Source organism: Antribacter sp. NEAU-D49 (genome assembly GCF_057158775.1).
Genome location: NZ_JBXTSN010000009.1, coordinates 1 through 22,596, shown reverse-complemented (window position 1 = coordinate 22,596; position 22,596 = coordinate 1). Strand labels below are relative to the sequence as shown.

Annotated in this window: 23 protein-coding genes; 19 read left to right on the top strand and 4 right to left on the bottom strand. The window is 73.5% G+C overall.

The annotated features are described in order from the left end of the window. Positions 1-43: 43 nt before the first annotated feature. Complete coding sequence (locus tag AC060K_RS09140; RefSeq protein ID WP_483765123.1) at positions 44-1,144, top strand: adenylate/guanylate cyclase domain-containing protein; 1,101 nt, start codon at positions 44-46, stop codon at positions 1,142-1,144. Positions 1,145-1,174: 30 nt separating this feature from the next. Here the strand turns inward: AC060K_RS09140 and AC060K_RS09135 are convergent, their stop codons facing one another. Beyond that, positions 1,175-1,924, bottom strand: coding sequence for a crotonase/enoyl-CoA hydratase family protein (locus AC060K_RS09135; RefSeq protein ID WP_483765122.1), 750 nt, complete (start codon positions 1,922-1,924; stop codon positions 1,175-1,177). A gap of 132 nt (positions 1,925-2,056) precedes the next feature. On the opposite strand from AC060K_RS09135, the gene AC060K_RS09130 reads away from it, so the two are divergent. After that, positions 2,057-2,725, top strand: coding sequence for an HAD family hydrolase (locus AC060K_RS09130; RefSeq protein WP_483765121.1), 669 nt, complete (start codon positions 2,057-2,059; stop codon positions 2,723-2,725). 22 nt (positions 2,726-2,747) lie between these two features. Here AC060K_RS09130 and AC060K_RS09125 read toward each other — a convergent pair whose 3' ends face one another. Continuing rightward, complete coding sequence (locus tag AC060K_RS09125) at positions 2,748-3,545, bottom strand: SOS response-associated peptidase (RefSeq protein WP_483765120.1); 798 nt, start codon at positions 3,543-3,545, stop codon at positions 2,748-2,750. A 118-nt stretch (positions 3,546-3,663) separates the two neighbouring features. Between AC060K_RS09125 and AC060K_RS09120 the strand changes: the two genes are divergently transcribed. From AC060K_RS09120 to AC060K_RS09105, 4 genes are all read left to right on the top strand, one after another. After that, positions 3,664-4,890, top strand: coding sequence for a multidrug effflux MFS transporter (locus AC060K_RS09120; RefSeq protein WP_483765119.1), 1,227 nt, complete (start codon positions 3,664-3,666; stop codon positions 4,888-4,890). Between the two features lie 94 nt (positions 4,891-4,984). Beyond that, a complete protein-coding gene (locus AC060K_RS09115) occupies positions 4,985-7,261 on the top strand; it encodes an esterase-like activity of phytase family protein (RefSeq protein ID WP_483765118.1) in 2,277 nt (758 codons plus the stop codon). 135 nt (positions 7,262-7,396) lie between these two features. After that, entirely contained in the window at positions 7,397-8,800 is a 1,404-nt protein-coding gene (locus AC060K_RS09110) for an LCP family protein (RefSeq protein ID WP_483765117.1), read from the top strand. 161 nt (positions 8,801-8,961) lie between these two features. Further along, positions 8,962-10,371, top strand: a complete 1,410-nt coding sequence (locus tag AC060K_RS09105) for an LCP family protein (protein WP_483765116.1) — start codon at positions 8,962-8,964, stop codon at positions 10,369-10,371. A 3-nt stretch (positions 10,372-10,374) separates the two neighbouring features. Here AC060K_RS09105 and AC060K_RS09100 read toward each other — a convergent pair whose 3' ends face one another. After that, positions 10,375-11,268, bottom strand: a complete 894-nt coding sequence (locus tag AC060K_RS09100; protein ID WP_483765115.1) for a LysR family transcriptional regulator ArgP — start codon at positions 11,266-11,268, stop codon at positions 10,375-10,377. A gap of 87 nt (positions 11,269-11,355) precedes the next feature. On the opposite strand from AC060K_RS09100, the gene AC060K_RS09095 reads away from it, so the two are divergent. Further along, a complete protein-coding gene (locus tag AC060K_RS09095; RefSeq protein ID WP_483765114.1) occupies positions 11,356-12,141 on the top strand; it encodes a LysE/ArgO family amino acid transporter in 786 nt (261 codons plus the stop codon). A gap of 20 nt (positions 12,142-12,161) precedes the next feature. Here the strand turns inward: AC060K_RS09095 and AC060K_RS09090 are convergent, their stop codons facing one another. Beyond that, positions 12,162-13,370: a pyridoxal phosphate-dependent aminotransferase gene (locus AC060K_RS09090; protein ID WP_483765113.1), complete on the bottom strand. Its 1,209-nt coding sequence runs from the start codon at positions 13,368-13,370 to the stop codon at positions 12,162-12,164. 116 nt (positions 13,371-13,486) lie between these two features. Here AC060K_RS09090 and AC060K_RS09085 point away from each other — a divergent pair, with 116 nt between their 5' ends. The 12 genes from AC060K_RS09085 to AC060K_RS09030 form a co-directional block, all read left to right on the top strand. Continuing rightward, positions 13,487-14,737: a TadA family conjugal transfer-associated ATPase gene (locus tag AC060K_RS09085; RefSeq protein ID WP_483765112.1), complete on the top strand. Its 1,251-nt coding sequence runs from the start codon at positions 13,487-13,489 to the stop codon at positions 14,735-14,737. Continuing rightward, the gene (locus tag AC060K_RS09080) at positions 14,737-15,594 is read left to right on the top strand and encodes a type II secretion system F family protein (protein ID WP_483765111.1); all 858 of its coding nucleotides are present in this window, start codon (positions 14,737-14,739) and stop codon (positions 15,592-15,594) included. The genes AC060K_RS09085 and AC060K_RS09080 overlap by 1 nt, the downstream gene beginning before the upstream one ends. Next, entirely contained in the window at positions 15,591-16,499 is a 909-nt protein-coding gene (locus AC060K_RS09075; protein WP_483765110.1) for a type II secretion system F family protein, read from the top strand. The genes AC060K_RS09080 and AC060K_RS09075 overlap by 4 nt, the downstream gene beginning before the upstream one ends. Before the next feature lie 20 nt (positions 16,500-16,519). Then, positions 16,520-16,711 carry a hypothetical protein gene (locus tag AC060K_RS09070; protein WP_483765109.1) on the top strand — a complete coding sequence of 64 codons (192 nt, stop codon included), beginning with the start codon at positions 16,520-16,522 and terminating at the stop codon, positions 16,709-16,711. After that, a complete protein-coding gene (locus AC060K_RS09065; RefSeq protein WP_483765108.1) occupies positions 16,708-17,130 on the top strand; it encodes a TadE/TadG family type IV pilus assembly protein in 423 nt (140 codons plus the stop codon). The genes AC060K_RS09070 and AC060K_RS09065 overlap by 4 nt, the downstream gene beginning before the upstream one ends. Then, positions 17,127-17,579, top strand: a complete 453-nt coding sequence (locus AC060K_RS09060; RefSeq protein WP_483765107.1) for a pilus assembly protein — start codon at positions 17,127-17,129, stop codon at positions 17,577-17,579. Before AC060K_RS09065 ends, AC060K_RS09060 begins: the two co-directional genes overlap by 4 nt. After that, the gene (locus AC060K_RS09055) at positions 17,576-18,034 is read left to right on the top strand and encodes a hypothetical protein (protein WP_483765106.1); all 459 of its coding nucleotides are present in this window, start codon (positions 17,576-17,578) and stop codon (positions 18,032-18,034) included. The genes AC060K_RS09060 and AC060K_RS09055 overlap by 4 nt, the downstream gene beginning before the upstream one ends. Positions 18,035-18,063: 29 nt before the next feature. Further along, entirely contained in the window at positions 18,064-19,173 is a 1,110-nt protein-coding gene (gene prfB / locus AC060K_RS09050) for a peptide chain release factor 2 (protein ID WP_483765105.1), read from the top strand. A gap of 134 nt (positions 19,174-19,307) precedes the next feature. Beyond that, on the top strand, positions 19,308-20,084 hold the full coding sequence (gene ftsE / locus AC060K_RS09045) for a cell division ATP-binding protein FtsE (RefSeq protein ID WP_483765104.1): 777 nt from the start codon (positions 19,308-19,310) through the stop codon (positions 20,082-20,084). A 1-nt stretch (position 20,085) separates the two neighbouring features. Next, entirely contained in the window at positions 20,086-20,997 is a 912-nt protein-coding gene (ftsX, locus tag AC060K_RS09040; RefSeq protein ID WP_483765103.1) for a permease-like cell division protein FtsX, read from the top strand. Between the two features lie 8 nt (positions 20,998-21,005). After that, positions 21,006-22,370, top strand: coding sequence for a peptidoglycan DD-metalloendopeptidase family protein (locus tag AC060K_RS09035; protein ID WP_483765102.1), 1,365 nt, complete (start codon positions 21,006-21,008; stop codon positions 22,368-22,370). 3 nt (positions 22,371-22,373) lie between these two features. Next, positions 22,374-22,596 (top strand): transposase (locus AC060K_RS09030; protein WP_483765222.1); only part of this gene is annotated, 223 nt, incomplete at its 3' end.

Below are 22,596 nucleotides of genomic sequence, written 5' to 3'. Positions count from 1 at the left end.
TCCTGTGACCCCTGCTCCCAGGCGGGGCGCATAGGCTTGACGGGTGCTGCGTCAGAGCGAGAACCCCGAGGAAGCGGCTCCCGAGCCGCAGGCCGGCGAGCCGGAGCATCACGCGCTCGTCGGCAACGACACCGCGTCGCGGCTCGACGAGGCGATCCTCGGCGGCGAGCGGCGCTACACGCTCTCGGAGCTGATCGACCGGACAGGGCTCTCGCGCGAGTTCATCGAGTCCTACTGGCGGTGGATGGGCCTGCCCGTCACGCACCCCACGGAGCGGTGGTTCACCGAGGGCGACGAGACCGCGCTGCGGGAGATCGCCGCACTGTTCGAGGCCGAGCAGATGGACCGCCGTGCCCAGATGACCTTCGTGCGCTCCCTGGGCCACACCACCGAGCGGCTGGCGCTGTGGCAGGTCGAGGCCCTGGTGGAGCACCTCGCCCGGCGCCACGAGCTCGACGAGACGAGCGCGCGGCTCCTCGCCCTCGACCGGCTGCCGTCGGTCGCGGAGACGCTCGGGCGCCAGCTCGAGCACGCCTGGCGCCGGCAGCTGGCGGCTCTCACGGGCCGCACCGCGATCGAGTTCGCGGGGGCCCGGGCCGGGGCGCCCACCGACTCGCACCAGCTGCCCCTGCCGCGGGCGGTCGGCTTCGCGGACATCGTGTCGTTCACGAAGCGGACGGCGGGCCTCGGGTCGGCGGAGCTGGCGGAGTTCGTGCAGCGCTTCGAGGCGGGCGCGCGGGACGTGATCACCACGGCGGGCGGGCGCGTGGTCAAGACCATCGGCGACGCGGTCCTCTTCGTGGCCGACGACGTCACGACGGGCGCCGAGGTGGCCCTCGGGCTGGCGGAGTCGACCGGCCGGGCCCTCGGTACCGCGGGGCCGGACGAGCCCGAGATCCCCGTGCGCGTCGGGTTCGTGTGGGGCCGGGTGCTGTCGCGGTTCGGCGACGTGTTCGGGCCGTCGGTGAACCTCGCGTCGCGGCTGACCGAGCTGGCGGAGCCCTCGACCGTGCTGGTCGACACCGCGACCGCCGGCTCGCTGGCCACGAGCCCGCGCTACGCCCTGACGGCGCAGCCGGAGCGGGACGTGCCGGGCATCGGGCCGCTGGTCCCGGTGCGGCTGCAGCGGGCGTACACGGGCTGAGCCCTCGTCGCCTGCTCGCGGGACGGAGGCCTATCTCGGCGAACGCTTCAGGTGCTGCATCGCGCCCGGCAGGAGGAGCGACTGCTCCCTCCGCTCGGCGCGGAACGTGCGGCGCGGTCCCGCCGACCAGGTCTGGTCGAACAGGCGCTTCGCCGCGGCGACCGCCGCCGGCCGGTGCTCGGCGATGCGGGTGGCGAGCGCGCGGGCGTCGTCGAGCGGGGTCTCGCTCAGCGTGCCCGCGAGGCCGAGGGCGACCGCCTGCTCGCCGGAGACCTCGTCGGCGGTGAACGTGAGCCGCTTCGCGGTCTCGACGCCGACCAGCTGGGCGAGCGCGTGGATGCCCGTCATGTCGGGCACGAGCCCGCGACCGGTCTCCGCGACGCACCAGCGGGCGTCCGGGGCGGTGACGCGCAGGTCCGCGCCGAGGGCGAGCTGGAGCCCGGCGCCGAAGACCGGTCCGTGCAGCGCCGCCACGACGGGCACGGGCAGCCGGCGCCAGGCCCAGACGGCCTCCTGGAACACGTTGGTGCCGCGCAGGGTGGGGATGAACCCGCGCACGACGCCGAACGGGTCGCGGGCCGCTGAGCCGAGGTCCATGCCGGCGCAGAACGCCCGGCCGTTGCCCGAGATCACCACCGCGCGCAGCCCTCGCTCGCGCCGCAGCCGGTGGCCTGTGGCGGCGAGCCCGCGCACCATCTCCAGCGAGAGGGCGTTGAGCTTGTCGGGCCGGTCGAGGCGGACGTCGGCGATGCCGGCTGCGACGGTGCAGGTGACGGTCATGGCGTCACTCTAGGCTCTCGCGTGGCGTCCGCTTCGAGAACGTCATGAGGTAGTGCCAGCCGCCTCGAGGCGACCCTCAATGGCGTTCTCGAAGCGGACCGGCGCCCGTCGTCCCGTGGCAGGATGCCTGCCGTGGCCCGGATCGTGCTCTTCGACCTCGACGACACCCTCGTGGACCAGGAGTCCGCCTCCCGGGAGGCGGTGCTCGGCTGGGCCGACGACCTGGGGCTCGACACCGAGAGCCCCGACGACGTCGTCGACTCCTGGGCGGCCGTGTCCGACGGCGCCTACGGCCGCTACCAACGGCGAGAGATCTCGTTCCAGGACCAGAGGCGCGAGCGCGTGCGCTCGTTCCTCGGGATCGACGCGGACGACGACGAGGCGGACGAGCTCTTCCGTGGCTACCTGCGCCGGTACGAGGCCGCCTGGCGGGCGTTCGACGACGCGCTGCCGACCCTGCGTCGGGTGCGCGCGGCGGGCCTGCGTCCGGCTGTGCTGACGAACGGGAACTCCGCCCAGCAGCAGCAGAAGCTGGAGGTCACGGGCCTGGCGGACCACGTGGACAGCGTCGTCTCCTCCGACCAGCTCCCCGCCGGCAAGCCCGACCCCCGCGCCTATGCCGCGGCGTGCGAGCTGCTCGCCGCGAACCCCGGCGACATCCTCATGGTGGGCGACCACCCCACCAACGACTACCTCGCGGCCCTGGACGCGGGCATGGACGCAGTGCTCCTCGACCGGACCAGCCGGTACGAGTCCACAGGGCACCGGACAGTGCCGACGCTCGCCGCCCTCACGTTCTGAGGCTGGGGGCCGGCGCCGCCCGTCAGAGCCGCACGACCTCCGGGTCGCGCGGGTCCGGGTCCGGCTCCACGAGCTCCGGCCCGTCGTTCTGCACCGACCCCACCGCGTCGCGCACGGGTGTGGCCTCGAGCCGCACACCCGGCGCGCGGAGGAGCCCGGCCGCCTCGTCGGCGCCCACGTCCGGCGACAGCCACGCGTCCCAGGTCTCGGGCGGCAGCACGAGCGGCGTGCGGTCGTGGATGAGCCCCATGGTGCCCGACGACGCCGTGGTCACCACGGTCGCCGACACGACCCATCGCTCGGGGTCGTCCGGGCCCTTCGACGGGTCTTTCCAGAACTCGTACAGCCCGGCGAGCGCTGCCAGGCCCGAGCCCGGCGGGTGGATCCAGTACGCCTGCTTGGGCACGCGCGAGGCCCGTGTGGTGCCGGAACCGGCCCCAGCGGCTTCGCGGGGGCCCCGGGGATCGGGCAGCTTTCTCCACTCGAAGTAGCCGTCCGCCGGGACCAGGCAGCGGCGGACGGCGAACGGCTTGGCGAACGCCGGCTTGTCGGCGAGCGACTCGGCGCGGGCGTTGAACATGCGCGAGCCCACCGAGAGATCCTTGGCCCAGGAGGGGACCAGGCCCCAGCGCGCGACACGCAGCGAGCGGACCACGTCGTCCGAGTCCTTGGCCGCGCGCTCGACGACGATCCGGATCGGGTCGGTCGGGGCCACGTTCCAGGAGGGCGGGAGCAGCCGCGCGTCGTCGGCGATCTCGGCGACGGCGAGCTCGTCTGCGAGGTCTTGGGCGTCCCGGAAGGAGGCGAAGCGTCCGCACATGGGTCCAGCATGCCCCGGACCACCGACATTCCCCGGGCGGGGGCGGTGCGGCACGGATCACGATGCCGGGCGGCCTGAGGCCCTCCCGATCCTCGTATCGATTCGATAGGCTGCCTGGGTGCCGACCACCTCGCCCCCGGGCTCCCGTTCCGTCGTGCGCTGGGTCCTCATGCTCGGCGCGCTCTCCGCCCTGCCCGCGTTCACCGTGGACATGTATCTCCCGGCCCTTCCGCAGGTCGCGGAGGACCTGGGCTCGACGGACGCGATGGCACAGGTCACGGTGTCGTGCATGCTCATCGGCGGTGCCGCGGGGCAGATCGTCATCGGGCCGCTGTCCGACCGCTTCGGGCGGCGCGTGCCGCTCCTCGTCGGCCTGGCACTGCACGTGGTGACCTCGCTGCTCTGTGCCGTCGTGACGGACATGCCGACGCTGATCGCGCTCCGCCTGCTCCAGGGCTTCTTCAACTCGGCCGCCGGCGTGGCCGCCGTGGCGGTGGTCCGCGACCGCTTCGTGGGGGCCGAGGCGGCCCGCATCCTCTCCCGGCTCATGCTGGTCATCGGCGTGGCGCCCATGTTCGCCCCCACCGTCGGCTCGTTCGTCCTGCTGCACGCGAGCTGGCGCTGGGTCTTCGTGGCCCTCGCGCTCATGGGCGCTGTCCTGGCGGTCGTGGTGCTGACGGTGATGCCGGAGACGCACGCGCCCGAGTCCCGGACCACCGGCGGCGTCGGGGCGGCCGCCCTGCGCGGCTACCGGGTCCTCCTGCGCGACCGCCACTTCATCGCGCTCGCGGTGGTGCCCGGCCTGGGCTTCGGCGTGCTCATGGCCTACGTGGTGAGCTCACCGGTCGTGTTCCAGGAGGGCTACGGGCTCAGCCAGGGGCAGTACGCCCTCCTGTTCGGGGTCAACGGGCTGGGACTGGTCCTGTCCGCCCAGCTCAACGCCGCCCTGGTGCGGCGGGTCGCCCCGATCCGGCTGCTGCGGCTCGGCATCGTGGCGCAGGCGATCATCTCGGTGGTCCTCCTCGGCGTCGCGATCACGGGGTTCGGCGGCCTGATCGGCCTGCTGGTGGTGCTCTGGCTCGTCCTCGCGTTCCAGGGGCTCATCCCCTCCAACGCCTCCGCCCTGGCGCTCACCCGGCACGGCGAGATCGCCGGGACGGCGGCCGCCATGATCGGCGCGATCCAGTCGCTGGTCGCCGGCGTCGTGAGCCCGCTCGCAGGGTTCCTCGGCAGCACCGCGGTGACGATGGCCGGGGTGATGGTGGTCGCGCTGGCCCTGGCGATCGTGGTGCTCGCGGTGGCCACGCCGGCGTTCCGCAAGGGTGGGTGGCACCTGCCGGTCTGACGGGCACAGAGCCCGCTCGGGCGACACCCAGCGTTCACCCGGCCGACCACCGCGGTACACGCCGATGTCGGACGGCTCCGTTTGGCTCGCGCCCATGAGGACGACACCACGCTCCACCCGGCGCGCCGCCGCGCTCGTCGCCGCCGCCTCGCTGCTCCTGCCCGTCCTGGCTCCGACCGTCGCCGCTGCCGGCGAGGCGGGCGACCACGGCAGGCACGAGCCCGCGGGCAACGCCCACGGCAAGCCGTTCCGCACCGAGCCCACACTCGTCGCCCGGGCGACCCTCTCGGCGGACTTCCTCGCCGAGGGTCCGCAGTCGGGCGCGGCGGTCACCCCGGACAACGGGCGGAGCGGCCCGTTCGCCGGCCAGGTGATCCCGGGCTTCTCCGCCATGATCGACAACGGCGACGGCACCTTCTGGGCCCAGCCCGACAACGGGTTCGGCGCCAAGGGCAACTCGGCCGACTTCCTGCTGCGCAGCTACCTGGTGCGCCCGCACTGGGAGACCGCGCGCGGCGGGTCGGGCGAGATCGAGGTCGAGCGCTTCATCTCCTACAACGACGCGAACGGCGTCCTGGACTTCCCGATCGTGAACGACGGCACGGCCGAGCGCCTGCTCACGGGCGCGGACTTCGACATCGAGTCCGTGGTGCGCGCCAAGGACGGCACGCTGTGGGTGGGCGAGGAGTTCGGCCCGTTCCTGCTGCACTTCTCGGCCGACGGCACGCTGCTCGAGGCGCCGGTGCCGTTCCCCGACGGCAAGTCGCCCGCCAACCCCTACCTCGCGCCGGGCGAGACCCCGCTCGTCCCCTCCAGCCGCGGCTTCGAGGCCATGTCGGCCAGCAAGGACGGCCGGTACCTCTACCCGGTGGTCGAGGGCGCGCTCGTGAACGAGACTGATGCCCGCCGCCGCTGGATCTACGAGTTCGACACCCGCCGCGGCGAGTACACGGGCCAGCGCTGGGCGTACCAGACGGACATGCCGGCCGACGTGATCGGCGACGCCTTCACGGTGGGCCGCCACGAGCTGCTCCTCATCGAGCGCGACGACTTCCAGGGCGAGGCGTCGGTCATCAAGCGCGTGTACCGCGTGAACCTGGACCGCACGGACCGTGACGGCTTCGTCCGCAAGGAGCTCGTCCTGGACGCGCTGCGGGTCGAGAACCCGCACGGTATCGACGCGGGCGAGGGCTACGGCTTGGGCGACACGTTCTCGCTGCCCGTGCAGTCCTTCGAGACGGTGCTCCAGCTCAAGGACGGCCGCCTCCTCATCGGCAACGACAACAACTTCCCGGGCAACGACGCGCGCGTCCCCGGCACGCCGGACGACACCGAGATGGCGATCGTGGACCTGCGCCGCGTGCGCGCCACGGACGACGGCATCACCGTCGTCGGCCACCGCGGCGCCTCGGGCTACCGCCCCGAGCACACGCTCGCCGCGTACGAGACGGCGATCCTGCAGTGCGCGGACTACATCGAGCCCGACCTGGTCGCCACGAAGGACGGCGTCCTGGTCGCCCGGCACGAGAACGAGATCGGTGGCACCACCGACGTGGCCACCAAGCCGGAGTTCGCGTCGCGCCGCACCACCAAGGTGATCGACGGCACGAGCATCACCGGCTGGTTCACCGAGGACTTCACGCTCGCGGAGCTCCGCACCCTGCGGGCCAAGGAGCGCATCCCGGGCACCCGCCCGCAGAACACCGCGTTCGACGGCCTCTACCAGGTGCCGACCCTCGACGAGGTCATCGACCTGGCCCGCAACAGCCGGACCTGCGACGGCGCCCCCGTGGGCGTGTACCCCGAGACCAAGCACCCGTCGTACTTCGACTCGATCGGCCTCTCGCTCGAGGAGCCCCTGGTCGCGACGCTGCGGGCCAACGGTCTCGACCGCGCCGACGCGCCGGTGATCGTGCAGTCCTTCGAGGTGGGCAACCTCGTGGACCTGAACGGTCTGACCGATGTGCCGCTCGGTCAGCTGATCAGCAACAGCGGGGCGCCGTACGACTTCGTCGCCGCGGGCGACCCGCGCACGTACCGCGACCTCGTCACGCCGGCCGGCCTGGCGGAGATCGCCGCGTACGCCGACGGCATCGGCGCGGAGAAGAGCGTGCTGATCCCCCGCCGGGCGGACGGGACGCTCGGCACGCCCAGCCCTGTCATCGCGGACGCGCACCGCGCCGGGCTCGAGGTGCACACCTGGACGTTCCGCCGCGAGAACCAGTTCATGCCGGTGGACTACCGCTCGTCGACGGACCCCAACGCCACGGGCGACCTCGTCCGGGAGATCCAGACCTACCTGGACGCCGGGCTGGACGGGTTCTTCACCGACAACCCCGACCTGGGCGACGCGGCGGTCTCGACGCGCTGACGCAGGTCATCGGCCCGACGGCGTCCGGTCGCCTCCTGCGGGAGGCGTCCGGACGCCGTCGTTTCACCCGACAGAGGCCGGCGAAGATCACGGGAACGTCACAGAGCGTGCATCTGGGGCTCGTACACTCCCTCCGTGCAGCCGTTCGACTTCTCCTCCGTGGTCCGTGGGCGGACCCGTGGGTCCGGCGCCGTCGCCGCCGTTCCACGGCACGGCCGGGTCGCGGTGCGCCAGCCCCGGCACGTGCGCAGCTGGCGACGGGTCCAGACCGCGCGCGTCGTCGGGATGTCCCTCGTCGGCGCGATGGTGTTCGGCACGAGCGCCGGTGCGGCCGCCTACCAGTCGCTGATGGGCCGGATCGACGTCCAGGACGTCGACGACCTCGTGATCGGCGGCGCCGAGGAACCGGTGGACCCCACCGACCCGTTCAGCGGGAGGGCCGTGAACCTCCTCCTCATGGGCACCGACCTGCGCGATGCGGAGAACATCGCCATCGCGGGCGAGGACGCGGACGGCGGCCTGCGGTCGGACACGACCATGCTGGTCCACATCTCCGCCGACCGGCAGTGGATCGAGATCGTGTCGATCCCCCGGGACTCCTGGGTCAGGATCCCCGCCTGCAACCTGAAGGACGGCCAGTCGCGCGCGGGCTCCAACAAGTTCAACGCATCGTTCGGCGCGAACGGGCGCCTGTCCGGCGAGGAGCAGGAGGACCTGCTCTACGCCGCGGCGTGCACCATCTCGACGGTGCAGACCGTCACGGGCGTGACCGTCACCAACCACGCCGTGGTGAAGATGACGGGTGTCATCGGGGTGGTCGACGCGATCCACGGGGTGCGGATGTGCCTCCCCGAGGCCATCAAGGAGGATCCGAAGTACGGCTCGCTCGACCTCGGCGCGGGCCCTCAGACGCTGGACGGTCACACGTCGATCCAGTTCCTGCGTGCCCGCCACGGCAGGGGCATGGGCCTCGAGCTGGGCAGCGACCTGACCCGCATCGAGCGCCAGCAGGCGTTCATCAACTCGATGCTCCGGCAGGTGCTCTCGGCCCAGACCCTCGCCGACCCCGTCAAGGTGTACAACCTGGCGTCGGCCGCCCTCGGCTCGGTGAGCGCTGACGAGGACCTGGCGGATCCCACCAAGCTCGCCGGGCTCGCGTGGTCGCTGCGGAACCTCGACCGGGCCAACGTCGTCATGACGCAGCTGCCCGTCTACGACGACACCCAGGGCGGGCTGTCGGTGATCGGCTGGAAGCCCGAGGCGCAGGACATCTGGGACCGGATCGCCGCCGACCAGCCGCCGCCTGGTGTCGTGCTGCCCGTCACGCCCGCTCCCGGCGCGTCCGGGAGCCCGGCCGCCGGTGACCCCGCGGCCCCGGCCGCTCCCGCCGGTGACCCGGCGGCTCCGGCGGGCGGAGCGCCCCCCGCGGCGGACCCGGCCGCCCCGGCCGCACCTGCCGCTGACCCGGCTGCTCCCGCCGCGCCCCCGCCGGCCCCGTCGCCGACACCGAGCCTGCTCGACGGGGTCTGCGCGGACTGACGCCGGACACCGGCGACCGCACCGTAGCCGCGTGTCCGCCACCGGGGGGAAGGCTTCTACCGCCGACCTCCGTACGGCCTTCGCAGAATCTCCTCAACTCGGCCGTTTCCCCTGGTGAAAGGGTGCGGGAGGGGCCTTCACCCGCCGCTAACCTCTGAGCCATGCCCGTGACACCGACGCCCCAGCACAAGGCTGGACCCCAGGTGGGTCTGCCTCGTGACCCGGACGCCCCGGCCACGCGACACTCCTCCGGCCTCGGGTGGTCGCCCGTGCCGCGCGTGGTGGCGATGGTGGCGCTCGGCGTCTTCGCGCTGGGCGGTTCTGCAGTCGCCGCCGTGGTGGCGGACCTCCGGTCGCAGGTCGACGTCTCCGACGTCTCCGGGCTCACCGTCGGCGCGGCCGCCGAGGCGCCCGTGCCGCAGGACCCCGACGACCCCTTCAAGGACGTGCCGGTCAACATCCTCGTCATGGGCACCGACTACCGGGACGCCGCGAACATCGCGATCGCCGGGAAGGACGAGGAGGGCGGCCTGCGGTCCGACACCACGCTCCTGGTGCACGTCTCCGCCGACCGCACCTGGGTCGAGATCGTGTCCATCCCGCGCGACTCGATGGTCTCCATCCCCGCCTGCAACGTGCCGGGCGGCGGCACCGCGCCGGAGCGAGACCTCAACAGCTTCAACGGTTCCTTCGGCGCCGTCGGGTACATCACGGGCAAGGGCGAGAACGACCTCGACTACGCGGCCGCGTGCACCATCTCGACGGTCGTGGAGAACACGGACGTGCCGGTGGGGAACCACGTGGTCGTGAAGATGAACGGCGTGGTCGGCGTGGTCGACGCGATCGGCGGCGTGCCGGTCTGCCTGGCCGAGCCGATCGTCGAGAACCCCCGCTACGGCAGCCTCAACCTGCCGGCCGGCAACCCGACGCTGAACGGCCTGCAGGCGATCGGGTACCTCCGCATCCGCCACGGCGAGGGCATCGACGAGCGCCGGGCCGACATCGCGCGCATCGAGCGCCAGCAGGGGTTCGTCAACAACCTCCTGGGCAAGCTGCTCGCTGCCGACACGCTCGCCGACCCCACCAAGATGCTGCCCCTGGCCTCGGCCGTGATGGGCTCGATCAGCCCCGACCCGGCGCTCGCGGACCCTGCCAAGCTGGTCGGTCTCGCCTTCAGCCTCAAGGACCTGGACCGGTCGCGGATCGTCTTCCGGACCATCCCCAACGAGCCGTTCCCGCAGAACCGGAACAAGGTCGTCTGGACCGGCGAGGCGTACGACATCTGGGACCGCATCGCCGCCGACCAGCCCCCGGCCGACCTCCCGGCGCTGCCCGTGGAGCAGCCGGCCGCCTCGTCCGGGGCGGCGGAGCAGCCGGGCACGACGACGGGAGCGCCCGCGACCGGGACCGGGACCGGAGCGGCGGCCCCGCCCCCGCCGCCCCCGCCGACCACGGAGACGGCCACCGACCCGGGGACGACGACGGGAGAGGCGGCACCACCGCCGTCGGGCAGCGGTGCCGTGCCCCCGCCCGAGCCTGTGCCCTCGGTCCCGCCGGGCACCTGCCCGTAGCCGTCAGCGCCGCTGCGGCAGGAGGCGGTCCGCGGCCTCCGCGCGCAGCGCCGCGGAGACCGCGTCCAGCACCGACGACCGCAACCGCCACTGCTGCAGGTGCAGCGCCACGCGCAGGACGGCCGCGGGGTCGAAGACCTCCAGGTCGGCCGAGGCCACGAGCGGCCCCGACTGCAGCTCCGGCAGCATGCCCCAGCCCAGGCCCAGCCGGACCGCCTCGACGTACTCGACCGAGCTCGGCACGTGGTGCCGGGGCGATCCGGACGCGCCCCGGCCGCGCAGGTAGCGGTCCTGCAGGTCGTCGGACCGGTCGAAGACGACGACCGGGGCCGCCGACAGCGCGGCGGCCGTGGGGCCGTCCCGGAGCCACCGCTCCCGGAAGGCGGGCGTCGCCACCGGCCGGTAGGCCATGACGCCGAGCGGCACCGACGAGCAGCCCTGCACCGGCTCGGCCTGCGAGGTGACGGCCATCATGACGAGCCCGTCGGTGAGCAGCGCCGCGGTGCGGTCCTGGTCGGCGCGGTGCAGGTCGAAGCAGACGCCGTCCACGTGGGCGAGCGCGGGCAGGATCCAGGTGGCGAGCGAGTCCGCGTTGACGGCGAGGGGGACCGTGGACCACGTGGGCGATGGGTGGTCGCCCGCGCCGCCGAGCTCCGCGGCCGCCTCCGCCGCCAGCAGCTCCACCTGGCGGGCGAGGCGCAGCAGCACCTCGCCGGTGTCCGTGGCCACGACCGGCCGGGACCGCCGCACCAGCACGCTTCCCGCGGTGTTCTCGAGCGCGCGGATGCGTTGGCTCACCGCCGACGGCGTCACGTGCAGCGCGCGCGCCGCCCCCTCGAACGTGCCCTCGGCGACGACGGCGGCCAGCGCCTCGAGCTGTGCGGAGTCCCAGCGCATGGGAGCCAGTCAATCATGAAGCGCTGCTTCATCACCTTCAGGAACTTGAGCTGGTCTTCATATGAGGTCCTTCCGTAGCGTGGCTGCATGCTCTCCAACGCTCCCGCGCTCGGCGCTGCCCTCGCCGGGCTCGGATTCTGCCTGTCGCTCATCGTGGCCATCGGTGCCCAGAACGCGTTCGTGCTGCGCCAGGGGCTCCAGCGCGCGCACGTGGCGCTCGTGGTGGTGCTCTGCGCGGGGTCGGACACGCTGCTCATCGCCGCGGGCGTGGGTGGGCTCGGGTCGGTGCTCCAGGGCGCTCCCGCGGTGGTCGAGGCCGTGCGCTGGCTCGGCGCCGCGGTCGTGCTCGCCTACGGGGCCCTGGCCGCCCGGCGTGCCTGGCTCGGCACGGGAGAGCTCACGGTGCCCGACGGCGGGCCGGGGTCGCCCGGGGCGGTGGCCGTCGCGGCGGGCGTCCCGGTCCCGGCCGAGGTAGGGGCCGGTCCGGGGGACAGGGGCCGGGAGGGCCTCGCTCGCGATCCGGAGGCCTGTCTCGAGGGGCAGGGGCCTCTCTCGGCGAGGCGCGCGGCCGGGAGGGCCGCCCGTACAGGGGCCGGCGCCGTCGTCGCCACGACCCTCGCGCTCACCTGGCTCAACCCGCACGTCTACCTCGACACGGTGGTGCTGATGGGCGGCGTGGGCTCCACCTACGGTGACCTGCGCTGGTGGTTCGCGGCGGGCGCCGCCGTGGCGAGCTGGGCCTGGTTCCTCGGTCTCGGGTACGGGGCGCGGCTTCTGGCGCCGGTGCTGCGCCGTCCCGGTGCGTGGCGGGTGCTCGACGGCGTGATCGCCGTCGTCATGCTGGTCGTGGCGGTGTCGCTGGTGGTCGGCTGACCCTCGCCCCGCCGAGCGCACTATCTCGGCGAGAGGCGCGCCAGGCGGGTGGCCGCCTCGCGCAGCACTTCTTCCCGTTTGACGAACGTGAAGCGGATCCGGGAGCGGAACGCCTCCGCGGTGGGGGAGCCGGCCGCGCAGAACGCCGAGACCGGCACCGCGACCACTCCGGCGAGCTCTGGCAGGCGGCGGCAGAGGTCGGCGCCGTCCGCGAAGCCGAGCGGGCCGCCGTCGGCCACCACGAAGTACGTGCCCTGCGGGACGCTCACGCCGAACCCGGCTGCCTCGAGACCTTCGAGGAGGAGGTCCCGCCGGGAGGCGAGGGACGAGGCCAGGGCGCGGGGCGTGTCGTCGTCGGCCAGGGCTTGGGCGATGGCCGGCTGGAACGGCGCGCCCGACGTGTAGGTGAGGAACTGCTTGACCGTGCGGACGGCCGTGACCAGGTGGGCCGGGCCGTGGACCCAGCCGATCTTCCAGCCCGTGAAGGAGAACGTCTTGCCCGACGACGACACGGTGAGCGTGCGCTCCGCCATGCCGGGCAGGGTGGCGACCGGGACGTGCGCGACGCCGTCGAAGACGAGGTGCTCGTAGACCTCGTCGGTCAGGACGATCGCGTCGCGCTCGCGGGCGACCTGCGCCAGCGCCTCCAGCTCCGCCCGGGAGAGGACCGTGCCCGTGGGGTTGTGCGGGCTGTTGACCAGGATCATCCGGGTGCGGGGAGAGGCGGCGGCGCGCAGGGCGTCCAGGTCGAGGCGGAATGTCGTCCCGCTCGGCACCAGCGGGACGCGGACGTGCGTGGCGCCGGCCATCGCGATGCCCGCGGCGTGCGAGTCGTAGAAGGGCTCGAGCGTGATGACCTCGTCGCCCGGGCCGACGAGCGCCAGGAGCGCGGCGGCGATCGCCTCGGTGGCGCCCGTGGTGACCAGCACCTCGGTGTCGGGGTCGACGGCGAGGCCGTAGTGGCGGGCCTGGTGGCCGGCCACGGCGCGCCGCAGCTCCGGGATGCCGTCGCCCGGCGGGTACTGGTTACGGCCGTCGCGGATCGCGGCGACCGCCGCTTCCTTGACGTACTCGGGACCGTCCACGTCCGGGAAGCCCTGGCCCAGGTTGATCGCACCCGTGCGGGCGGCGAGGGCCGACATCTCCGCGAAGATCGTCGCGGCGACGCGTCCGTCAGGGGCGAGGAGGCCGGTGGCGCGGGCGGCGGCCTGCCAGCGGGGCGAGCTCATGGAGCGACCCTATGCGGAGTTGTCCACAGGGTGCCTCTGCGCGCCGGGGCGCGACCGCCTAGTGTCGCTCGCGGGTCCCACGAGGGACGCACGGGGGCAGTCCGAGGGGGCGGAGCATGGCCGATCACGACGGTGTCGCGCTGCTGGAGGAAGAGGTGCGCGAGCTGGTGCGTCAGCGGGGGCTGGACCCCGCGCGCGACGGCTCGGGGTTTCGCAGCCTGGTGCACGAGGTGCTGGGCGACTACGCCGAGCGGGTGACGCGCGGGCTGGTGCCGCCGCTCGTCGACCCGGCCGCGGCCGCACGTGCCGTCGGCGACGCCGTGGGCGGGCTCGGGCCGCTCCAGCAGTACCTCGACGACCCGGAGGTCGAGGAGATCTGGATCAACAGCCCCGCCCAGGTCTTCGTGGCACGGGGCGGGGTCTCCGAGCTCACGACCACGATCCTCACGGCCGAGCAGGTGCGCGACCTGGTGGAACGGATGCTCAAGTCCTCCGGGCGGCGGCTCGACCTGTCGAGCCCGTTCGTGGACGCCTGCCTGCCCGGCGGCGAGCGGCTGCACGCCGTCATCCCGGATGTCACCCGGCGCGACCTGGCGGTCAACATCCGTAAGCACGTGGTGCGCGCGAACGGCCTGGAGGACCTGGTCCGGCTCGGCTCGCTGACGCCGCACGCCGCCGCCTTCCTCGACGGCGCGGTTCGGGCGGGGCTCAACGTGCTGGTGGCAGGCGCCACCCAGGCGGGCAAGACCACCATGCTCAACGCGCTCGCCGGGTCGATCCCCGCGTCCGAGCGGGTGGTGTCGTGCGAGGAGGTCTTCGAGCTGCGGCTCCCCGTCCGAGACCAGGTGGCCATGCAGTGCCGTCCGCCCAGCCTCGAGGGCGTGGGCGAGATCCCGCTCCGCCGCCTGGTCAAGGAGGCGCTGCGGATGCGCCCCGACCGGATCGTCATCGGGGAGGTGCGGGAGGCCGAGGCGTTCGACCTGCTGGTGGCGCTCAACGCGGGCATCCCGGGGATGTGCACCCTGCACGCCAACTCGGCGCGCGACGCGGTGGCGAAGATGACGACGCTGCCGCTGCTCGCCGGGGAGAACGTGACGGACCGCTTCGTGGTGCCCACGGTGGCGTCGGCGATCGACGTCGTGGTGCACCTGGGCGTGGACCGGGGCGGACGGCGGCGGGTCGGCGAGATCGTCGCGGTGACGGGGCGTGCCGAGGAGGGGCGGATCGAGACGGCAACGCTGTTCGCCCGCGACACAACGGGCATCCTCCGGCGCGGTGACGGCTTCCCGCCCGGGACCGACCGGTTCGAGCGGGCGGGGATCGACCTGCGGGCGCTGCTCGCCGACCCCGACGGGGCGACACGCTGATGGGGGTGGTCGCCGGCCTCCTGCTCGGCGCGGGAGCGTTCTGCGTCTGGTGGTCCTTCTGGGAGCCGCCGGCGCGCGGCCCGGTCCGGAGCGGACGGCTGGCCCGGGTGCAGGACCTCCTGGTCCAGGCCGGGGCGCCCTCGGTCACGCCCGCCATGCTCTACGGGGCGAGCGCCGGGGCCGGGGTACTGGTCCTGCTCGCGGCGCTCGCCCTCACCCGGTCGCCCGCGATCGCTGCCTGCTTCGCGGTCCTCGCGGCGCTCGGTCCAGGCGCTCTGGTGCGGGCGAGGGCCCGGCGGCGGCGCCGGGACCTGCGGGAGGTCTGGCCAGAGGTGGTCGACCACCTCGCGTCCGGAGTGCGCGCCGGGCTGTCCCTGCCCGAGGCGGTGGCGCAGCTCGGCGACCGGGGGCCGGTCGAGCTCCGGGAGCCGTTCCGGCGGTTCGCGAGCGACTACCGCGCCACGGGACGGTTCGGCGACTGCCTCGACGCGCTCAAGGCCCGCCTGGCCGACCCTGTCGCCGACCGCATCGCCGAGGCCCTCCGGCTGACGCGCGACGTCGGCGGGTCCGACCTGGGCCGCCTCCTGCGCACCTTGTCGGGCTTCCTCCGGGACGACCTGAGGACACGCGGCGAGCTGGAGGCGCGGCAGAGCTGGACGGTGAACGGGGCACGCGTCGCCGTCGCCGGCCCCTGGGTGGTGCTCGGTCTCCTCGCCACTCGTCCGGAGACGGCACGCGCCTACGACTCACCGGTGGGCGTCGCCGTGCTGGTTGCGGGCGCCGCCTGCTCGGTCGCCGCGTACCGGCTCATGCTGCGGCTGGGGCGGCTGCCCGAGGAACGGCGGGTGCTCCGGTGACCGCCTGGGGAGGGCTGGCCGGACTCGGGCTGGCCGCGGGGCTGCTGCTCGTCCTCGCCGGGCTGGACGCACGGCGCCCCCGGCTCGACGCGCGGCTCGCCCCGTACCTGCGCCCGCGCGACGCCACCTCCGCTCTGCTGCGCTCCGACGTCCCCGGCGTCGCGTGGACCGGCCCCCTGGCCTCCGCCGTGCTGCGCGCTCTCGAACGGTTCGGGTCGCCCCGCGACCAGGTGCGGCGGCGGCTGGACCGCGCGGGATCCCGCGAGAGCGTCGACCAGTTCCGGGCGCGTCAGCTCGTGTGGTCGGTGCTGGGGGTGGCCGCCGGGCTCGGCCTGGCACTGCTGCTCGCCACGACGCGCGAGTCTGCGGCGATCCCGCTCGTCGCGCTGGTGGTGCTGTGCGGAGCTACCGGCTACGTCGCCTGCGACCAGGTCCTGGCGCACCGGGTCCGCCAGCGCGAGGAGCGGATGCTCGCCGAGTTCCCGACGATCGCCGACCTCCTCGCGCTCGCGGTCGCCGCCGGGGAGGGGCCCGTCGCGGCGATCGAGCGGGTGGCCACCACCGCGCGCGGCGAGCTGGCGGACGAGCTCGCGCGGGCGCTCGCCGCGGTCCGCGCGGGGGCCTCGGTGCCCGCGGCGCTCACCGCGATGGCCGAGCGGACCGGTCTCGCTCCGCTCACCCGGTTCGCCGAGGGCGTGGTGGTCGCACTGGAGCGGGGAACCCCGCTGGCCGAGGTCTTGAGGGCGCAGGCCCAGGACGTGCGGGAGGCCGGCCGGCGGGCCCTGCTGGAGGCGGGCGGGCGCAAGGAGGTCCTGATGATGGTTCCTGTTGTGTTTCTTCTGCTGCCGATTACCGTTGTTTTCGCAGTTCTCCCCAGTTTGATGACACTTCAGATCGGTTTCTGACCCCACGACGAAGGACGACCATGACGCAGCAGCAGCGCCCGGCGACCGCCCCGCGAGTCCCTGGCGACGATCCCGAGCGGGGTGACGTCCCGGGCTGGGTCCTGGTGACCCTCATGACGGCCGGCCTGGTGGTCGCGCTGTGGGCCGTCGCCGGGCCGCTGCTCGAGGGCGCCTTCCGGCAGGCGATCGCGTCGGTCACCGGGCAGGGATGAGCGCCGCTCGCGCGGGGGCGCGCCCGCGCACCGGGACCCGCCCGGCTGCCGGCGAGGCCGGTTCCGCGATCGCGGAGTTCGTCATGGTCTCGGCGCTCGTCCTGGCCCTCCTGCTGGGCGTGGTCCAGGTTGCGCTCGCGGTCCATGTCCGCGCCCTGACCACCGACGCCGCGGCCGAGGGCGCCCGCCTCGCGGGCCGGGCCGACCGTGACCTGGCCGACGGCGTCGCCCGCACCCGGGCCCTGCTGGACGCGGCCCTGTCCCGCGACTTCGCCGAGGACGTGACGGCCCGCTCCGTCACGCGCGACGGGCTGCCCGTCGTGGAGGTGACCGTGGTGGCGCCGCTGCCCGTCGTCGGGCTGCTGGGACCGGGCGGCTCGCTGACGGTGCGCGGCCAGGCCCTCGACGAGGTGCCATGACCAGGCCCGGAGCAGCAGCCGACCGTGGCAACGCCTCCGTCGAGTTCCTCGGGGTCGCTCTGGTCCTGCTCGTCCCGCTCGTCTACCTCGTGCTGACCGCCGGGCGCGTCCAGGCCGCCGCCTTCGCCGTCGAGGGCGCGGCGCACGAGGCGGTCCGGGCGATGGTCACGGCGCAGACCAGCGCCGACGGCGCGACGCGGGCCCAGGCCGCGGTCGCCCTGGCTCTGGCGGACCAGGGCTTTCTCGCGTCCGACGGCGGCACACGCCTCACGCTGGAGTGCTCGGCCGACCCGTGCCTCACCCCGGGCGGTGAGGTGGCGGCGCTCGTCCGGCTCGACGTCCCCCTGCCCCTGGTACCGCCGGCCGTCCGTGGCTGGGTGCCGCTGAGCGTGCCGGTCGAGGCCGCGCACGTGGGCGTGGTCGACCGCTACGCGGCGGCCCGCCCGTGACGCCGGGAGCCGGGGAGCCCGAGTCCGGCCGCATCCTCCTGCTGACAGCGGCCTTCACCGCGTTCGCCCTGGCCCTGACGGCGGTCGTGGTCTCGGCGACCGCGGTCCACCTCGACCGCAAGCGCCTCTACGACCTCGCCGACCTGCTGGCCGCCGACGCGGCGCAGGCCATGCCCGCGGAGACCTTCTACTCGGGCCGGGGCGCGGCACCGCGGGAGGGCGCGGTGCTCACCCTGTCCGACGCCGACGTGCGGGCCGCGGTCCAGGCGGCCCTGGCGGAGCGTCCCCCGTCGGCGCCGGACGGGTTCGCGGTGGTCGAGGCGTCGTCGCCGGACGGGCGCTCGGCGCGGGTCACGCTGGCCGCGGTCGCGAGACCACCTCTGCTCCGCTGGTTCACCGACCTCTTCGGCGGCGGCATCCCGCTGAGCGCCACGTCGACTGCCCGGGCATGGTGAGACGGCAGGGGCGGGTAACCTAGAACCTTGTGGCAACCATCGACTTTCCCGCCGAGATCAAGGCGCTCCGCTCCACCCTCGAGTCCATCGAGTCGGTGAGCGACCCGGAGGTGCTGCGCGCCAAGGTCGCCCAGCTCTCGGAGCAGGCGTCGGTCCCCGACCTGTGGGACGACCCGGAGGCCGCGCAGAAGATCACCTCCGCGCTCTCCGTCACGCAGGCGGAGCTCGACCGCGTCGCCAAGCTGGGCGCCCGCATCGACGACCTGGAGACCCTGGTCGAGATGGCGGTGGAGATGGACGACGCCGACACGCTGACCGAGGCCGAGGGCGAGCTCGTCGGCATCCGCAAGGACCTCGACGCGCTGGAGATCCGCACCCTCCTGAACGGGGAGTACGACGCGCGCGAGGCCGTCGTGACCATCCGCTCCGGCGCGGGCGGCGTCGACGCCGCGGACTTCGCCGAGATGCTCATGCGCATGTACCTGCGCTGGGCCGAGCGCCACGGGTACCCCACCACCGTGCTCGACACGTCGTACGCCGAGGAGGCCGGGCTCAAGTCCGCCACGTTCGAGGTGAAGGCGCCCTACGCGTTCGGCAACCTGTCGGTCGAGGCCGGGACCCACCGCCTGGTGCGCATCTCGCCGTTCGACAACCAGGGTCGCCGGCAGACGTCGTTCGCTGCCGTCGAGGTGATCCCGCTCATCGAGCAGACGGACTCCATCGAGATCCCGGAGTCGGAGATCAAGGTGGACGTGTTCCGCTCGTCCGGGCCGGGCGGCCAGTCGGTCAACACGACCGACTCGGCGGTGCGCATGACGCACATCCCCACGGGCATCGTGGTCTCGATGCAGAACGAGAAGTCGCAGATCCAGAACCGTGCCGCGGCGCTGCGCGTGCTCCAGTCGCGCCTGCTCCTGGTCCGCCAGCAGGAGGAGGCGGCGAAGAAGAAGGAGCTCGCGGGGGACATCAAGGCGAGCTGGGGCGACCAGATGCGTTCTTACGTGCTGCAGCCGTACCAGATGGTCAAGGACCTGCGGACGGAGCACGAGTCCGGCAACCCGAGCGCGGTGTTCGACGGCGCCATCGACGACTTCATCGAGGCAGGGATCCGCTGGCGCCGGTCTGCCACCGTCGAGTAGATCGGCGGCGCAAGGGCCTCAAAACGGCCTAATAGCGCGATTTCCGACAACGAGGGTTTCCGGCGTGTCTCCCGCCGCGCCCGCCTTCACCCGTGCCTACCCTCGGGACGCAAGTCCGTCCCAGGGGAGTGCTCGTGATCCGGTTCGAGAACGTGTCGATGGTCTATACGCGGGGCGCGCGCCCGGCCCTCGACGACGTGTCCGTCGACGTCGAGCGGGGAGAGTTCGTCTTCCTCGTGGGGGCCTCGGGCTCCGGGAAGTCGACCTTCCTCAAGCTGGTCCTCCGGGAGGCGCGTCCCACGCGGGGCCACGTGTACGTGGCCGGGCGCGACGTGGCGGCGCTGTCGAGCTGGCGCGTGCCGACCCTCCGTCGTCAGCTCGGCGTGGTCTTCCAGGACTTCCGGCTCCTGCAGAACAAGACCGTCTACGAGAACGTGGCGTTCGCGCTCCAGGTGATCGGCAAGCCGCGGCACGTCATCCGGGACACGGTCCCGGAGGTGCTGGACATGGTGGGCCTGGGCGGCAAGGAGAAGCGCATGCCCACCGAGCTCTCCGGCGGGGAGCAGCAGCGCGCCGCCATCGCGCGGGCCATCGTGAACCGGCCGCAGATCCTCCTGGCCGACGAGCCCACGGGAAACCTCGACCCGACCACCTCCCTCGGCATCATGCGCCTGCTCGACCGCATCAACCGCACGGGCACCACGGTGGTCATGGCCACGCACGACGACGAGATCGTCAACGAGATGCGCAAGCGCGTGGTCGAGCTGTCGACCGGCGTCGTCGTGCGCGACGAGGCGCGTGGTGTGTACGGCGAGCGGGAGGCGATCCTGCCCGACGTCGGCCGCTCGCCCGTGCTTGACGCGCCCGGTGCGGGCACCCGCATGCTGCGGCCCGCCCTCGGGGAGGCCTGAGGTGCGGTTCCAGTTCGTCCTGAGCGAGGTCGTCCACGGCCTGCGGCGCAACACCACGATGGTGATCGCCGTCATCCTGGTGACGTTCGTGTCCCTGACGTTCGTGGGCTCGGCCGCGCTGCTCCAGGCGCAGATCGGCAAGCTCAAGGACGACTGGTACGACCTCGTGGAGGTGTCGGTCTTCCTCTGCCCCACGGGCTCGATGGCGCCCACCTGCGCGGCGGGCGAGGCCACCCAGGACCAGATCGACGCGGTGCGCCAGGTGATCGACACCGAGCTCGCCGACGAGGTGCAGCAGGTCTGGTTCGAGTCCAAGGACGACGCGTTCGCGGAGTTCCAGGAGCGCTACCCGGACGGGTACCAGGGCACGCAGCTCACTGTCGACGACATGCAGGCGTCGCTTCGCCTCAACCTCACCGACGCCGAGCAGTACGGGGTGGTGAGCGACGTCCTCTCCGGCCGGGACGGCGTCGAGATGGTCAACGACCAGCGGGCCGTCTTCGAACCCTTGTTCCGCACCCTCAACGTGGCGACGCTGCTGGCCGCCGGCCTTGCCGTCGTCATGCTCCTCGCTGCCGTGCTGCTCATCACCACGACCATCCGGTTGTCGGCCATCTCACGCCGCAAGGAGACGGAGATCATGCGGCTCGTCGGCGCCTCCAACCTGCTGGTCCAGCTGCCGTTCCTCCTGGAAGGAGCGCTGGCGGCGGTGGCGGGCTCCGTGCTCGCCGTGGTGGGGCTGTGGCTCGCCGTGCGCTTCCTGGTCTCCGACTGGCTGGAACAGTCGGTGAACTGGGTGGCCTACGTCTCCGAGCTGGACGTCCTGGCGATAGCGCCGCTCCTCGTCGCCGTGGCGGCGGCGCTGGCAGTGGTGTCGTCGTTCTTCACGCAGAACCGCTACACGAGAGTCTGATGCCGACGATGCGCACCTACCCAGCCCGCTCGCTGCCCGGCCGCCTGGCGGCGACCCTCCTGACGGTCTCCCTCGTGCTCGGCGGGGCCACGTCCGCCGTCGCCGACGACATCGACGACCGCAGGGCCGCCGCCGAGGCCCAGCAGCGGGCGAAGCAGGCGGAGCGGGAGACCCTGGAGGCGGAGCTCGAGCACACGGACGCCGAGCTGGCGCAGGCGGTGCTGGACCTCAACACCGTCGAGGGACGGCTGCCCGTGGCCGAGGCCGAGCTCGCCGCCGCCGAGGCGGAGCTCGAACGTGCCGAGCGGGAGGCGGCGGTGCTGGCGCAGCGGCTGTCGGACGCGCAGCTCGAGGAGGCAGCCGTCACCCGGCAGATCGAGGACGGCGCGGGGAAGGTGGAGGAGGCGCGGGCCGACATCGCGCAGATGGCCCGTGAGGAGTTCCGGGGCAGCGGGGACGCGAACGCGCTCGGCCTCGTCACGGGGGCGCAGTCCACCGAGGAGTTCGTGGACGGGTACGCCGTGACGTCGTCGGCTGCGCGCAGCCAGGCCCGCACGCTCGCCGAGCTGCAGGACGCCGAGGCCATCGCCCGCAACCTCCAGGCCCGTCTCGCCGCGGTCCGCGAGACCATCGCGGAGCTCAAGCGCCTGGCCGACGAGAACGTGCTGGCCAAGCAGGCGGCGGCGGACGCGGCCGCCGCGCGGAAGGCCGAGATCGAGCGGCTGATCGCCGAGCAGCAGCAGCTCAAGGCCACCATCGAGGCGCGCAAGCAGGCGGCGATCGAGGAGATCGACGCGAACGCCGCCGAGGCCGCGGCGATCGAGGCCGACCTCCAGCGGATCATCGCCGAGCAGTCGGAGCGTGACCGCCGCCTGGAGGAGGAGCGCCGCCGCGCCGCCGAGGAGGCGGCCCGCGCCGCGGCCGCCCAGGGCAGTGGCGGCGGCGGAGGCGGCGCGGCGAGCGCACCGTCCGGCTCGTTCCTGCGCTACCCGACGGCGAACCCCGTGGTCACCTCGTCCTACGGGATGCGGTTCCACCCGGTGCTGGGCTACTGGCGGCTGCACGCCGGCACGGACTTCCGCGCGTACTGCGGCACGCCGATCCTCGCCGCGCAGAGCGGCACCGTGGTGTATTCGCGCACGCTGGCGGGGCTGGGCAACCAGGTGCTGATCAACCACGGCTGGACCGACGGGCACAACGTGATGTCGAGCTACAACCACCTGTCGGCGTTCGCGGTGTCCTCGGGCCAGCAGGTCGCGGCGGGCCAGGTGGTCGGCTACTCGGGCACCACAGGCACCTCCACCGCGTGCCACCTGCACTTCGAGGTGTACACGGACGGCAGCACGACCGACCCGATGCGCTACCTGCCCTAGGGCCTGTCCTGTGAATGGCCTGGTCACTGGTTCTGTAATGTCCGGGTTGTGGGTGTTGGTCGGGGTGAGTTGACGGATGCGGCGTGGGCGCGGATCGAGCCGCTGCTGCCGGTCTCGTCCGGGCGTGGCGGGCAGTGGCGTGATCACCGGCAGGTGATCAACGGGATTTTGTGGCGGCTGCGGGCCGGGACGCCGTGGCGGGACGTGCCTGCGAAGTACGGGCCGT